Below are 14,176 nucleotides of genomic sequence, written 5' to 3' on the forward strand. Positions count from 1 at the left end.
GCGCGAGGGCCGCACCGCCGGTGCCCGCGACGGCGAAGCCGCGCGCCATGGAACGGGACTTGGGACGTCGGTGCTTACCCTTTGCAGGCATGGCGAATTCCTCTCCGTCGCCTGCGAGGTGAGCTGTCGGGTTCGGACTGGAGATGTCCGGCCGCGCATGAAAGGAACATGAGCGGCTTCACCCCGAGCTGTTCGGACGCGAAAGATCCGGAACAGCGGCCTACCTGGTTCCCCCGCTCCTGCCGCGCGCGTCGATAGTCGGGTGCGGTTTCCGGACGGCGGCAGGATGAGGCGGTCCATCCGGATCGATCGCGAAGGTAATCGAGCCCCGCCGCACGGAACAAGCCGCGAATTTCCTGACGGATTCACAGAACGGGGAATCCGACGGAATTCCGGTCACCCTCCGTCCATTACCCCGCGCCAACAACCGCTCCGGCCGGGCCATTCGCCTTTGACGATCAGGCACTCACGGTCACCGTATGATCTGGCTCACGGGGCCGCGCCCGATCTCGCCTCCGGTGATGGCAAGTTGGTCCCAAGTAGTGTAATTCGGACAGACCACGACGATGCGGAGGAGCACCCGTGACCCAGCAGATACCCCGGCCCTCGCTGACGGAGCCCGTACCGGAACCCGAACTCGCGGGAGTGCGCAACTTCCGTGACGTGGGCGGCTTGCCGACCACCGACGGCCGGAGGGTCAAGCCGGGAAAATTGTTCCGTAGCGGACATCTGGCACATGCCACCGAAAGTGATGCAGAATTCCTCGCGTCGCTCGGTCTGCACACCATCTTCGACTTCCGCAACGACGCCGACCACGCCCTCGAAGGGCTCGACGTGGAGCTTCCCGGCGTACGGAACCTCAACATCCCGCTGTCGGATCCGGCCGACGGCAAGGAGTTCTGGAAAATGGTCCGCGACGGCGGCATCGAACAGCTCCGCGGGCTGCTCGGCGAGGGGAGGGCCGCCGCCCGGATGACCAACTCCTACCGCGCGATGATCGAGAACCGCACCGCCGAGCACAGCCGGGTCGTGCACGCCCTCGCCGAGGACAGCGTCCCCGCGCTCATGCACTGCGCCGCCGGCAAGGACCGCGCCGGCCTGTCGATCGCCGTCACCCTGCTCGCGCTCGGTGTCGAGCGCTCGGCGATCCTGGCGGACTACCTGGAGTCCAACGCCCCGCACCGCCGCTACCGGGTGCGCCGCGGCAGCGAGGCGCCCGAGGCCCGCTCCCCCGAGGTGATGGAGCTGCTCGCGCCGCTGTTCGACGCCCGCGCGGAGTACCTGACGGCCGCCTTCGACACGATCGACACGCACTGGGGCGGGGTCGACCGCTACCTGGCCGAAGGGCTCGGGCTCTCCCCCGAGACCCTCGACCGGCTGCGGGACCGGCTGCTCGACTGAGAGCCGGCCCCGCCGTGGAGCGGGCCGTCAGCCGCCGCCGACGGCCTGCTTCACCAGCGTCCTGCCGAAGTCCCACATCAGGCCGCCCCCGCCGTGCGCCTCGTCCATGACCTCCCGGAAGGCTCCGACGAAGCGGTCGACGTCCCGCTCGTCCACGATCAGCGGCGGGATGAGCTTGATGACCTCCAGGTGGTCGCCCGACACCTGGGTCAGGATCCGGTGCTTCTGCAGCAGCGGCGCCACGACCATCTGCGCGAACAACCCCTTGCGGGCCGCCTGGAGCATGGTCCACCGGCTCCGCAGCCCGAGCGAGGACGGCCGACCGAACTCGATGCCGATCATCAGGCCGCGCCCCCGCACCTCGTGGAGCAGCTCGTACTGGTCCACGAGCGCGGCGAGCCGCCCGCGCAGCAGGTCGCCCATCGCGCGCGCGTTCGCCACCACCGACTCGTCCTCCATCACGGAGAGCACCGCCAGCCCGGCCGCCATGGCCTGCGCGTTGGAGCCGAAGCTGGAGGAGTGCACGAGCACCCGGTCCATGGACGAGTAGACCTTCTTGAAGATCCAGTCCTTGCCCAGGGTCGCGCCCACCGGCACGTAGCCGCCCGACAGGGCCTTGGCCACGCACACCAGGTCCGGCTCCACGTCCGGCTCGTGCTGGTACGCGTAGAAATCTCCGGTCCGGCCGAGCCCCGTCTGCACCTCGTCCGCGATGAGCAGCGCCTTGTGCCGGTGCAGCAGCTCCTGCGCGGCGCGCAGGAACCCGGGCGGGGCCGCGAGCACTCCCTTGCCCTGGACCGGCTCCACGACGAAGGCGGCGACGTCGCCCCGCCCCAGCTCCCGCTCCAGGGCGGCGAGGTCCCCGAGGGCGATCTTCGTATCGGGCAGCAGCGGCGCGAACCCGTCCCGGAACCCGCTCTCGCCGTTGACCGACAGGGAGCCCGTGGTCAGTCCGTGGAACGCGTGGTCGCAGTAGAGGATCCTGGGCCGGCCCGTGGCGTACCGGGCGAACTTCAGGGCCGTCTCCACCGCCTCGGTGCCGCTGTTGCCGAAGAACACCCGGTCCAGGTGCGGGCTGTACGAGAGGAGCTTCTCCGCCAGCAGCCCGGGCAGCGGCTGGCAGTCGAACCGGGTCAGATCGGCGAGCTGCGCGTCCAGGACGTCGTGCAGGGCCTGCCGTACGACCGGGTGGTGCCGGCCCAGGCCCATGACCCCGAACCCGGCCAGCATGTCCAGGTGGTCGTTGCCCTCGGCGTCCCAGAAGTGCGCGCCCTCGGCCCGTACGTAGACCTTGTCGAAGCCGATCGTGTGCAGCATCCGGGGCAGCTGGTGGTTGAGGTGGCGCGCGTGCAGCTCGTACCGTTCCCCGCCCCGCTCGTCCAGCAGGGCGCGGAGGTCGAAGCCGGTCACTGCTTCTCCCGGTTCCCCGAGACCGTCTCGCGGGCGGCGCGCAGGGATTCCTTGAGGGAGCCCATGGTGGCGAGGACGGCGGTGGGCTCGTACCCGCAGTGCGCCATGCAGTTCGCGCAGCGCGGGTCCTTTCCGCGCCCGTACTTGCTCCAGTCGGTCTCCTCGATCAGCTCCCGGTAGGTGGGAACGTAGCCGTCGCTCATCAGATAGCAGGGGCGCTGCCAGCCGAAGAGCGAGTAATTGGGAATGGCCCAGGCGGTGCAGGGGAAATCCGCCTTGCCTTCCAGGAAGTCGAGGAAGAGCGGGGAGTGGTTGAGCCGCCAGCGCCGCCGGTTCCCGCCCGCGAAGGCCTTCCTGAAGAGTTCCCGGGTCTGCTCGACGCCCAGGAAGTGCTCCTGGTCGGGGGCCTTTTCGTAGGCGTAGGCGGGCGAGATCATCATTTCGTCGACCTTGAGGTCGTCATTGAGGTAGTTCAATACCTCGATGATCGTCTGCGGGGTGTCGGTGTTGAAGAAGGTGGAGTTGGTGGTGACCCGGAATCCGCGCTTCTTCGCCTCCTTGATGGCGGCGACCGCCTCGTCGAAGACGCCTTCCTTGGCCACCGACTCGTCGTGGCGTTCGCGCAGCCCGTCGATGTGCACCGCGAAGGCGAAGTACGGGGACGGGGTGAACTTCTCGATCTTCTTGCGCAGCAGCATCGCGTTGGTGCAGAGGAAGACGTACTTCCGCTTCGCCACCAGCTGCCGGACGATCTCGTCGATCTGCGGGTGCATCAGGGGCTCGCCGCCCGCGATGGACACCATCGGCGCGCCGGACTCCAGGACGGCGCCGACCGCCTGGGCCACCGGCATGCGCTGCTTGAGCACGCCCGCCGGGTGCTGGATCTTCCCGCACCCTTCGCACGCCAGATTGCAGGCGTAGAGCGGTTCCAGCTCGACGATCAGCGGGAACTTCTCACGCTTGCGCAGCTTCTGTTCGAGAAGATACGTCCCGACCCTGATGGACTGTCGCAGCGGCATGGCCATCTGGCTCACCTCCTGGGGAGCAGCAAAGAACGGTGCCAGTCATAAAACGCGGGCAGTACGGCACGCAGTACGCGGAAGGCCGATATTCCACCGCGGAGCGTGCCGATGCGGACGAGCTCATGCTCCGGAGCGTCCACGATCACCCGGACGGCCGCAACCGGACGGGTCCAGCCATCGGCGGCGGCCTCCACGGCGGTCCACAACGTGGCCGCGGACTCCATGTCGACCGCGATGGCGCCGGTGGCGCGCAGTCCGGCGCGCTCCTGGCCGCGGACGACGTGGTCGGATCCGGTCAGGGGGCCGATGTGCACGGTACGGCCCGGTGCGGCCCGGGCCAGTGCCTCGGCGAGCAGGGCGGTGCCCTCGCAGGCGACGGTGCCCCGCGGGTCGCGGGTCTCCTCGGCGACGACGAGGTCGCCGGGGCTCATGCCGGGGACCAGCCCGGCGCAGAACCCGGTGGCGAGCACGGGGGCCCGCCCCAGCCCCGGCTCGGCGAGCGCCCGGCCGACGGCCCGCTCGGCGGCGCGCGGGCCCATGCCCGTACGCAGCACGGCGTGGCCCGGTGCGGGGCGCGCCGCGCCGCGGGCGCCCGCACTGCGCAGGGCCGCCTGCTCGATGCGCAGCGCGCAGGCGACCAGCAGCGGTGCGGGGAGGGCGGCGCGGGCGGCGGGGGCCATCAGACGCCTCCGGGCGCGAAGGGTTCCCCGTACAGGTAGCGGCCGAGCGCGGTGAGCGGGAAGACCTGCCGGTACAGGTGGTAGTTGATGGAGAAGTCCCACGGGAAGCCGGTGCCGGTGAAGTACGGCTCGTCCCAGGAGCCGTCCCCGCGCTGGGTCTCCACCAGGTAGGTGATGCCGCGCCGGACGGCCCGGCCCTCCCGCTCCCCGGCCGAGAGCAGGGCCATCAGCGCCCAGGCCGTCTGGGAGGGGGTGGAGGCCCCCTTCCCGGCCCACTGCGGGTCCTTGTAGGAGCGCTGGTCCTCGCCCCACCCGCCGTCCTCGTTCTGTACGGATTCCAGCCACCGCACCGCCCGCCGGATCGCGGGGTGCGCCGGGGCGAAGCCGGCGGCCGCCAGGGCCGGGACCACCGACCCGGTCCCGTACACGTAGTTGGTGCCCCAGCGGCCGAACCAGGCTCCGAAGGGCTCCTGTTCGGCGAGCAGCCAGGCGATGCCCCGCCGGGTCCGCGGGTCGGCCGCCTTGCCCTCCACGGCGAGCATCTCCACCACGTGGGCGGTGACGTCGGCCGACGGCGGGTCGATGACCTCGCCGAAGTCGCAGAACGGCAGCCGGTTCGGGAGCGGGCTGGTGTTGTCGGCGTCGAAGGCGCCCCAGGCCCCGTTCCTCGACTGCATCCCGAGGTTCCAGGAGACCCCGCGGGCGATGGCGGCCTCGACCCGGGCGGGCTCCGGGTGCTTGATCCGGCGCAGCGCGAGGACCACTTCGGCGGTGTCGTCGATGTCGGGGTAGGTGTCGTTGTGGAACTCGAACGCCCAGCCGCCGGGGGCCAGTCCGGGCCGCCGCACCGCCCAGTCGCCGGGGCGCACGATCTCCTCGGCGAGCATCCAGTCGGCGGCCTTCACCAGGGCCGGATGGTCGGGGGCCAGGCCCGCGTCGGCCAGGGCGATCGCGGCGAGGCAGGTGTCCCAGACCGGGGACTGGCAGGCCTCGATCATCCGGGCCCCGTCCTCGCGCCACACCGCGAACCGGTCGAGGGACTCCAGCCCGGCCCGCATCACCGGGTGGGCGAGGTCGTACCCGAGCAGGTGCAGGGCGATGATCGAGTACACGGCGGGTGGCTGGATCCCGCCCCAGCAGCCGTCGTTCTCCTGGCGCTCGATGATCCAGCGGGCGGCGGTGTCCATCGCGGCCTTGCGCAGCAGGCGCGGGGCGAAGCGGCGGTAGACGTGCAGCGCCCTGTCCATCCGCTGGAAGACGCCCTCCCAACTGGCCAGTGGCGCGGGGCGCTTGGCCACGGGGTACGGCCGCCGCGCGTCGGTGTGCAGCTCGTCCAGGGCGAACGGGGCCGGGCGTACGGGCCGCTTCGCGGAGACCACCGTCAGCGGGACGATGGTCTGGCGGGCCCAGCAGCCGAAGTCGTAGATGTTCAGCGGCACCCACGGCGGCAGGAACACCAGCTCGGGCGGGAGTTCGGGCAGGTGGTCCCAGCTCCACCAGCCGAACAGGGCGAGCCAGATGCGGGTGAAGACGCGGGCGGCGGCGATCCCGCCGTGGGCCCGGATCCAGGCGGAGGCGCGGGCCATGTGCGGGGCGTCGGGCTCGTCGCCGGCGAGCCGCAGGGCGACGTACGCCTCGATGGTGGCGGAGAGTTCGGGAGGCCCGCCGTGGAAGGTGGCCCAGGTTCCGTCCTCGCCCTGCTCGCCCCGGATGAAGAGCGCGGCGGCCTGGGTGGTGGCCTCGTCCCTGATCCCGAGGAACTGGCGCAGCAGGAGGTCCTCGGCGTCCATGGTGACGTTGGTCTCCAGGTCGCCCTTCCACCATCCGGCCGCGTCCTGGCGCGCCAGCAGGTGCCGGGTCGCGCGCGCGACGGCCTCCTGCGCGCCCGGCACCGTCTCCGGTGAGGTGATGTCCGGATCGACGCCGGGGGTACCGGCGCCGTCGGTCGTCGCTGTCATGGCTTCCCCTTACGTGGCAGTGAACCTCTGCTGTGCTGGGGGTACGCCGTCGGCCGGACGCCCCCGTCAGGGGGCGCCGGCCGGCGACTCGCGCGTCATATCCCTGCTCGGGTGCCGGTCACCTCTTGCGCACGACGACGAAGTCGGCGAGCGCGACGAGCTGTTCGCGCACCCGCTGCGGCATCTCCACGTCGTCCAGCGCGCGGATGGCGATCGCGTGCTGGCGGCGTGCCTCCTCGGCGGTCCACTCGCGCCCGCCCGCGGCCTCGATGAGCGCGGCGCGCGCCGCGAACTCCTCCTCCGAGAAGTTCTCGAAGTCGTTGCTCTTGGCGTCGGCCGCGAGCAGCCGGCCGAGCTCCTCGCAGGCGGGCCCGCCTGCCGCGAGAGCGGCGACGACCGGCAGGGACTTCTTACGCTGGCGCAGGTCGCTCCAGGTCTGCTTGCCGGTGGCCTCCGGGTCGCCCCAGATGCCGAGGAGGTCGTCGACGGCCTGGAAGGCGAGGCCGAGGTGGTAGCCGTACTCCTCCAGCTTGTCGGCCGTACGGTCGTCCGCGCCGCCGAGGACGGCGCCGATGGAGACCGCGCAGGCGAGCAGGGCGCCGGTCTTGTTGCCCTCCATCTCCAGGCACTCCTCGACGCTGACGCGCTCGCGGTGCTCGTAGGAGATGTCCTGGGCCTGGCCGTCGATGAGCTTGCGGCTGGCGGTGGTCAGCCTGCGCGTGGCGCGCCCGGCCTCGACGGTGCCGAGCTCCAGCAGGACCTCGTTGGCGAGGGCGAACAGGGCGTCGCCGACGAGGATCGCCAGCGCCGGCCCGTGCACCTTCCACACGGTGTCGCGGTGGCGGCGCTGCTCGTCGCCGTCCATGAGGTCGTCGTGGAGCAGCGAGAAGTTGTGCACGAGCTCGACGGCTACGGCGCCCGGGATGCCGACCTCGGCCGAGGCCCCGGCGGCTTCGGCGGAGAGCAGCGCGAGGGCGGGGCGCACGGCCTTGCCGCCGTCGCCGTCCGCCGCGTTGCCCTGGGCGTCGATCCAGCCGAAGTGGTAGGCCGCGACGGTGTCCATGGGAGCCGCCAGCCGGTCGACCGCGGCGCGGAGCACGGGGGTCGACAGCGCGCGGCCGCGCTCCAGGAGTGCGAGCGTGTCCGCCTTCTCGGCGCCCCCTCCGGCTGCGCCGTTGCCGGCGTCCGTGTTCTCGACAGCCGGATTCCCCGGGTTCACTGGCTCTCCTCTGTGTCCTGTACGTGCTGCTGCGGTCGGGCTGGTGGTCGTCATGCCGCCTCCTGCAGGGGGTGCTTCCGGTGGCGGCCGAGTGCGGTGAGCGCGGCGTGCGCCGCGCTCAGTCCGCTGCGGACAGCGCCCTCCATGGTCGCGGGCCAACCGGTGGCGGTCCACGCACCGGCGAGGTAGAGGCCCGGCGTGTCGGTCCGCGCCCCGGGGCGCAGCCGGCCGACGCCGGGGGTGGGGGCGAACGTGGCGGTCCGCTCCCGGGTCACGAAGAAGTCCCGTACCTTGGCGCCCCGCGCGGCCGGCAGCAGCCGTTCGAGCTCGGGCAGGTATTTGGCGCGCAGCACCGACACCGGCTCGTCGATGTCGTCCTGGGCCGCCGACTGGGACAGCGCCAGGTACTGGCCGCCGTCGGGGAGCCCGGAGGAGTCGGTGCGGTCGAACACCCACTGGACCGGGGAGCCGAGGGCGGCGAAGAAGGGCCGCTTGAGCACCTTGCGGTCGTACACGACGTGGACGTTGAGGATGGGCGCGGTGCCGATGTCCAGGAGCTTGTCCGGGTCGGCGAGGGCGCCGGGCGGCAGCAGGGCGTGCGCCTCGCGCTGCGGGACGGCGAGGACGACGGCGGCGGCGTCGAGGGATTCGCCCTCGGTGTCGACCCGCCAGTTCCCCTCCGGCGTACGGGAGACGCCGGTGACGCGGGTGCGCAGCTCGGTGCGTACGCCTGCGGAGTCGAGCTGTTTGCGGGCGAGGGTGTCGTGCAGGTCGCCGAGCGGGACGGTGGCCCAGCCGATGTCGGCGGCGCCGTTCTCGGAGAGCAGGCCGGTCTTGAACACCGTGGCGGCCAGGCCCAGCGAGGCGTGGCCGGCGGTGGCGTTGAGGGTCGCGATGCCGACGAGGTCCCACAGGGCCTCGATGGTGCGCGGGCTCTGGCCCTGGCGGCCGAGCCAGGTCGCGAAGTCCACGCCGTCCAGGGCCGGGTCGGCGGGGTCGAGCCGGCGCAGCGCGAGGGCGGCGCGGCCCACGCTCGCCCGCTCGGCGAGCGAGAGGTGGGGGTAGCGGGCCAGGGAGCCGGCGAGGTGGAGCGGTACGGGCAGGGCGCTGCGGCGCAGCCGGCCCAGGCGCGGCCCGGCGGGGTGGGCGACGTCGAGTACGGGGACGTCGAGGCGGTCCTGGACGGGGGCGAGGTGCGCGCCTTCGACGCGGTCGAGGAACCACCGGTAGGCGGTGCAGCAGCGCAGGTAGACGTGCTGGCCGTTGTCGACGGTGAGTTCGCCGCGCTTGAAGGAGAAGGCGAGCCCGCCGAGGCGGGGGCGGCCTTCGAGGAGGGTCACCTTCAGTCCCGCGTCCGCGAGTTCGAGCGCCGCCGTCACGCCGGCGAGCCCGCCGCCGATGACGACGGCGCGGTCGTCGCTGCCGCTCATGAACCCTCCCCGATGCCGTGGCCTGCGGCGCCCGCCAGGAGGGACGCGCCCGTCCGGGCCCTGGTTGCCCGGGCGGCGGGCTTGGATCCTGCCGGGCTCACGCGCGCCTCCGCGTGCTCTGGCGGGAGATGGTACGGGCGTCGAGGCCCGAGAGGCCGCGTACGGCGACGTACGCCTTCTCGTGCGGGGGCAGCGAGACGCGGCCGCGGAGGACGGCCTCGGGCTCGCGTTCGATGCGGTCGAGCAGCCGACGGTAGATGCCGGCCATGGCGGCGACGCAGGCGCCGCTGCGCCGGTCGAGCATGGGCAGCAGCCGGTAGCCCTCGACGAACAGGGCGCGGGCGCGCCGCACTTCGTGGTGGACGAGCCCGGCGAAATCGGCCCCGGCGGGCATCCGGTCGCTCCCGAACCCGTCCGAGCAGCCGAACTTGGCGAGGTCCTCGGCCGGCAGGTACGTACGGCCGTTGGCGGCGTCCTCGCGGACGTCGCGCAGGATGTTGGTGAGCTGGAGGGCGAGGCCGAGGGTGTCGGCGTACTCGCCGGCCCGCGCGGCGTCGGCCGCGCCGAGGCCGCCGCCGTTGACGGTGCCGAACACCCCGAGGGAGAGCCGTCCGATGGCCCCGGCCACGCAGCGGCAGTAGGCCTTGAGGTCGTCCCAGGTCTCGTAGGTCCGGCCGCGCACGTCCATGAGGACGCCGTCGATGAGCTCGTCGAGGCCGCCGAGCGGGATCGGGAAGCGGCCCGCGGCGTGTGCGAGGGCGACGGCGACCGGATCGGTGTCGTCCTCGTCGATCTCCTCGGCCCGGATCCGTCCGAGCAGGGTGCGGGTCTCCTCCAGGCGGGCGAACTTCGCCTCGGGGGCCAGCATGCCGTCGCCGATGTCGTCGACGCGCCGGGAGAAGGCGTACAAGGCCGACATCGCCTGCCGCTTGTCGGAGGGGAGCAGCCGGATGCCGTACGCGAAGTTGCGCGCCTGGGAGCCGGTGACGGCCTCGCAGTAGCTGTACGCCGCCAGGACCGCTGCGGACGGTGCGGACGTGTGTGCGGAACCCTCCACGGTCGGGCTCACCCCTTTCTCGGCGCTGTGCGCAGGACGGCGGCCACCTCGCGGAGCAGTCCGCTCCTGGTGGGCTTGGGCGGGCCGGGAAGCACGTCGAATCCGGCGGCGGTGACGGCCCGCAGGGCGGCGCGCCCTCCTCCCACGAAGCCCGCGAGCAGCAGCCGGAGCCTGCCGTGCACGCTCCCCACGAGCGGCGTGCCCTCGTCGAGCAGGTCCCGGGCGCGCTGCGCCTCGTACGCGACCAGGGAGCGGACGGACGCGCCGGCGCGGGGCGCCTTGAGGTCGGTCTCGGCCACGTGGAAGCGGCGCATGTCCTCGGCCGGGAGGTAGATCCGGTCGCGGCCGAGGTCCTCCGCGACGTCCTGTACGTGTTCGACGATCTGCAGGGCGGTGCACACGGCGTCGGAGCGGCGGATCCGCTCGGGGGTGCTGGTGCCGGTGAGGGAGAGCACGAGGCGGCCGACGGGGTTCGCGGAGAGCTCGCAGTACGCGAGGAGGTCCCCGTACGTGGCGTAGCGCGCGACGCGCTGGTCCTGGCGGTTGGCCTCGATGAGGCCGAGGAAGGGCTCGGGGGTGAGGCCGTGGGCGCGGACCACGGGCCGCAGCGCTTGCAGGAGGGGGTGGTGCGGCGGCCCGCCGGGGCCGCCGAAGACGCGGCGCAGGTCGGCTTCGAGGGCGTCGAGCATGGCGAGCGGTTCGTCCGCCGCGGCCGGGTCGAGGCCGAGGAGCACGGCGTCGTGTCCGCCGGGGGCGAGGTCGCCGTCGCCGATGTCGTCGACCAGGCGGGCGTACCCGTACACCGCCATGAGGTCGTCGCGCCAGGCGCGGGGCAGGAAGGACGGGGCGACGGGGAAGTTCTCCGAGCGCGCCTTGCCGAGGGTGGCGTACGCCTGCGCTCGGGCGTCGGGGGCTGCGGGGGCCGCGTCCTGCCGTGGCCGGATACCGTGCCCGGGGGTCACCGCCCGCCGCCCGCGCGGGGGACGGCCGTAATGCCTGGGGGCCGGAGAATTCCCGTAGCCATTGCCGTCACATCTCCCGTTCTACACTGCCGACCCAATACATCCTATTTCGGACACGCCGCCGGACTTTCCCCGGGGTACCCCAGGCCGTTCACCTGCGGGGAATCGTCCCCTCTGGCGTGATTCAGGACTGCTCCAGCTTACGCTGTACAACGCCGCAGCAGCCTCTCGGGTATTGACACGGCCACCGAATGTCGGCGCGGAAGCCCCGGACAAGCCGAAGCCCCCGCCGCGCGGAGCGACGGGGGCCGGCGAGGGGCGCGGTCAGGCGCTGGTCGCCTTCTCGTAGGCCGAGACGACTTCCTCGGTGGGCCCGTCCATCAGCAGTTCACCCTTCTCCAGCCACAGCACGCGGCTGCAGGTGTCGCGGATGGACTTGTTGTTGTGGCTCACCAGGAAAACGGTTCCGGCGTGCTTGCGCAGTTCGCGGATGCGCTCCTCGGAACGCACCTGGAACTTGCGGTCACCGGTGGCCAGGGCCTCGTCGATCATCAGAACGTCGTGGTCCTTGGCCGCGGCAATGGAAAAGCGCAGGCGCGCCGCCATACCGGAGGAGTACGTGCGCATCGGGAGGGAGATGAAATCGCCCTTGTCGTTGATGCCCGAGAAGTCGACGATGTCGTCGTAGCGCTCCCGGATCTGCTCGCGGCTCATTCCCATCGCGAGACCGCCGAGGACCACGTTCCGCTCTCCGGTGAGGTCGTTCATCAGTGCGGCGTTGACACCCAGCAGCGAGGGCTGGCCGTCGGTGTAGACCTTGCCGGACTCGCAGGGCAGCAGGCCCGCGATGGCGCGCAGCAGGGTGGACTTGCCGGAGCCGTTGGAGCCGATGACGCCGATGGCCTCGCCGCGGTACGCGGTGAAGGACACCCCGCGCACGGCGTGGACCCGGCGGACGCCCGGCGCGTCGCCCTTGCCCCGGCGCATTATCTTGCTCAGCGCGGCGGTGGCGCTGCCCTTGCCGGACCTGCCGGTGTTGACGCGGTAGACGATGTGCACGTCGTCGGCGATGACGGTGGGGACACTGCCCCGGTTGATCTCAGCCACGGCCGTAACGCTCCTCAGCCTTCCAGAAGTACACGAAGCCGCCGAGGCCGATCACGACGGCCCAGCCGACGGCGAAGGCCCAGACGTGCGGCGGCAGGTTCCCCCGGCCGTAGTCGTCGATCATGGCGAACCGGACCAGGTCCATGTAGATCGCCGCCGGGTTCCACTGGAGCACGTCCGAGACCCACCCGGGCACGTGCCTGTCCTTGAGCGCCCCGCTGATCGAGAACATGACGCCCGAGGCGTACATCCACGTACGCGTGATGAACGGCATCAGCTGCGCGAGGTCGGGGGTCTTGGCACCCATCCGCCCGAAGACCAGCGCGAGGCCGGTGTTGAAGACGAACTGGAGCGCCAGCGTCGGGATGACGAGCAGCCAGGACAGCTTCGGGTAGTTGCCGAACGCGACCGTGACGATCACCACGACGATCATCGAGTACAGCAGCTGCTGGAGCTGCTGCATCGAGAAGGAGATCGGCAGGGAGGCGCGCGGGAAGTGCAGGGCCCGGACGAGGCCGAGGTTGCCGGGGATGGCCCGGACTCCCGCCATCAGCGAGCTCTGGGTGAAGGTGAAGACGAAGATGCCCGTCACCAGGAAGGGGATGTAGACCCCCTTCTCCATGCCGCGGCCCGCGTTCAGGATCAGGCCGAAGATCAGGTAGTACACGAGCGCGTTGAGCAGTGGGGTCGCCACCTGCCAGATCTGGCCGAGCTTCGCGTCGCTGTACTGCGCCATCAGCTTGGCCCGGGAGAACGCCATGATGAAGTGGCGCCGGTCCCACAGCTGCCGCACGTATTCGGCCAGGGTGGGCCGGGCACCGCTGACGGACAGGCCGTACTTCCTGGCGAGCTCCGCGGGGCTCAGCCCGGCGTCATCGGACGGCGGCTTGCTCGTGGCGAGGGCGCCATCCTGCTGGGTTGTGTCACTCACAAGTTGAAACTTTCCGTCTTCAAGATGCGGCAGTAGGTGGCATCGGGCCTGGGGCGCTCGGCCCGTGATCGTGCATGTCCGGGCACGCGTGTTCCGTGACCACGTATGTTCTCAGACGCGAGCCTGTCAGATCACAGGCGGTCGGCCCAGCCGGGTCAGCCGCCAGACCGTGCGCCACTTCATGGGGCGCCGGGGACCGCAGGGAGTGGTCCATCCCTCCTTGAACCCACCGAACCAGGCCTTGAGCGCCGGTGCCGAGGGCTTGCGCAGGAGCGTCAGCAGGAGCCAGACGCCCAGGTAGACCGGGACCAGCGGGGCGGGCAGGTTGCGGCGGGCGAGCCACACCCGGTTACGGGCCACCATACGGTGGTAGACCGCGTGCCGGGAGGGGGCGGTCGTCGGATGCAGCAGCACCATGTCCGCCCGGTAGTCGATCAGCCACCCTGCGTCCAGTGCCCGCCAGGCGAGATCCGTTTCCTCGTGCGCGTAGAAGAACTCCCCCGGCAACCCTCCGACCTGCTTGAACACGGCCGTGCGGACGGCGTTGGCGCCGCCCAGGAAGGTGGTCACGCGGGAGGAGCGCATCGGGTCCGAGGCGCGCAGCCGGGGCACGTGGCGGCGCTGGGTCTCGCCGGACTCCGGATCGGCGATCCGGAAGCTGACGATCCCGAGCCGGGGGTCCTCGGCGAAGGCCTGCCGGCACAGCTCGGCGGTGTCGGTGCGCTCCAGCAGTCCGTCGTCGTCGAGGAAGAGCAGGGCGTCGACCTCGCCGCCGCCGGGGCCGAAGGCCTCGATGCCGACGTTGCGGCCGCCGGGGATGCCCAGGTTCTCGGGCAGCTCGACGCACCGGACGCCCTCGGGGAGCCCGGTGGGCCGGACCCCCTGGCCCACGACGACGACCTCGACCGGGTCGCCCTCCTGGCGGGCCACCGAGTCGAGGAGCGCCTTGAGCTCGTCGGGGCGGTTGCCCATGGTGATGATCACGGCGCCCAGCCGCAT

General features: G+C 71.7%; 12 protein-coding genes, 1 pseudogene and 1 riboswitch. Of the genes and pseudogenes, 1 reads left to right on the forward strand and 12 read right to left on the reverse strand.

Going from position 1 to position 14,176, the window contains the following annotated elements; translation table 11 throughout:
- Positions 1–91, reverse strand: a pseudogene (locus tag ACS04_RS39160) (peptidoglycan-binding protein); the annotation flags it as partial.
- Between the two features lie 2 nt (positions 92–93).
- Positions 94–264, reverse strand: a riboswitch (cyclic di-AMP (ydaO/yuaA leader).
- A gap of 318 nt (positions 265–582) precedes the next feature.
- Between ACS04_RS39160 and ACS04_RS03465 the strand changes: the two are divergent.
- The gene (locus ACS04_RS03465; RefSeq protein WP_048474975.1) at positions 583–1,401 is read left to right on the forward strand and encodes a tyrosine-protein phosphatase; all 819 of its coding nucleotides are present in this window, start codon (positions 583–585) and stop codon (positions 1,399–1,401) included.
- Positions 1,402–1,428: 27 nt separating this feature from the next.
- Here the strand turns inward: ACS04_RS03465 and ACS04_RS03470 are convergent, their stop codons facing one another.
- The 11 genes from ACS04_RS03470 to ACS04_RS03520 form a co-directional block, all read right to left on the reverse strand.
- Entirely contained in the window at positions 1,429–2,811 is a 1,383-nt protein-coding gene (locus ACS04_RS03470) for an aspartate aminotransferase family protein (protein ID WP_048474976.1), read from the reverse strand.
- Positions 2,808–3,836, reverse strand: a complete 1,029-nt coding sequence (hpnH, locus tag ACS04_RS03475; RefSeq protein WP_048474977.1) for an adenosyl-hopene transferase HpnH — start codon at positions 3,834–3,836, stop codon at positions 2,808–2,810. The genes ACS04_RS03470 and hpnH overlap by 4 nt, the downstream gene beginning before the upstream one ends.
- A gap of 5 nt (positions 3,837–3,841) precedes the next feature.
- Positions 3,842–4,513, reverse strand: a complete 672-nt coding sequence (locus ACS04_RS03480; protein ID WP_048474978.1) for a phosphorylase family protein — start codon at positions 4,511–4,513, stop codon at positions 3,842–3,844.
- A complete protein-coding gene (gene shc, locus ACS04_RS03485) occupies positions 4,513–6,471 on the reverse strand; it encodes a squalene--hopene cyclase (protein ID WP_078864394.1) in 1,959 nt (652 codons plus the stop codon). Before shc ends, ACS04_RS03480 begins: the two co-directional genes overlap by 1 nt.
- Before the next feature lie 118 nt (positions 6,472–6,589).
- Positions 6,590–7,690, reverse strand: coding sequence for a polyprenyl synthetase family protein (locus ACS04_RS03490; RefSeq protein WP_398024468.1), 1,101 nt, complete (start codon positions 7,688–7,690; stop codon positions 6,590–6,592).
- Positions 7,691–7,740: 50 nt separating this feature from the next.
- Entirely contained in the window at positions 7,741–9,120 is a 1,380-nt protein-coding gene (gene hpnE, locus ACS04_RS03495; protein ID WP_048474979.1) for a hydroxysqualene dehydroxylase HpnE, read from the reverse strand.
- 97 nt (positions 9,121–9,217) lie between these two features.
- A complete protein-coding gene (gene hpnD / locus ACS04_RS03500; RefSeq protein WP_048474980.1) occupies positions 9,218–10,189 on the reverse strand; it encodes a presqualene diphosphate synthase HpnD in 972 nt (323 codons plus the stop codon).
- Complete coding sequence (gene hpnC, locus ACS04_RS03505) at positions 10,186–11,121, reverse strand: squalene synthase HpnC (RefSeq protein WP_048475012.1); 936 nt, start codon at positions 11,119–11,121, stop codon at positions 10,186–10,188. The genes hpnD and hpnC overlap by 4 nt, the downstream gene beginning before the upstream one ends.
- Before the next feature lie 342 nt (positions 11,122–11,463).
- A complete protein-coding gene (locus ACS04_RS03510) occupies positions 11,464–12,246 on the reverse strand; it encodes an ABC transporter ATP-binding protein (RefSeq protein ID WP_048474981.1) in 783 nt (260 codons plus the stop codon).
- Entirely contained in the window at positions 12,239–13,177 is a 939-nt protein-coding gene (locus ACS04_RS03515; RefSeq protein WP_048474982.1) for an ABC transporter permease, read from the reverse strand. Before ACS04_RS03515 ends, ACS04_RS03510 begins: the two co-directional genes overlap by 8 nt.
- A 126-nt stretch (positions 13,178–13,303) precedes the next feature.
- On the reverse strand, positions 13,304–14,176 hold the full coding sequence (locus ACS04_RS03520) for a glycosyltransferase family 2 protein (RefSeq protein ID WP_078864395.1): 873 nt from the start codon (positions 14,174–14,176) through the stop codon (positions 13,304–13,306).

Source organism: Streptomyces roseus, from assembly GCF_001044425.1.
GTDB lineage: Bacteria > Actinomycetota > Actinomycetes > Streptomycetales > Streptomycetaceae > Streptomyces > Streptomyces roseus.

What these genes read in the sequence shown, in the direction of transcription:
- hpnH (WP_048474977.1), bottom strand. Translation starts at nt 3,836, where the DNA reads ATGGCCATGCCGCTGCGACAGTCCATCAGGGTCGGGACGTATCTTCTC.
- ACS04_RS03480 (WP_048474978.1), bottom strand. Translation starts at nt 4,513, where the DNA reads ATGGCCCCCGCCGCCCGCGCCGCCCTCCCCGCACCGCTGCTGGTCGCC.
- shc (WP_078864394.1), bottom strand. Translation starts at nt 6,471, where the DNA reads ATGACAGCGACGACCGACGGCGCCGGTACCCCCGGCGTCGATCCGGAC.
- hpnE (WP_048474979.1), bottom strand. Translation starts at nt 9,120, where the DNA reads ATGAGCGGCAGCGACGACCGCGCCGTCGTCATCGGCGGCGGGCTCGCC.
- ACS04_RS03520 (WP_078864395.1), bottom strand. Translation starts at nt 14,176, where the DNA reads ATGCGGCTGGGCGCCGTGATCATCACCATGGGCAACCGCCCCGACGAG.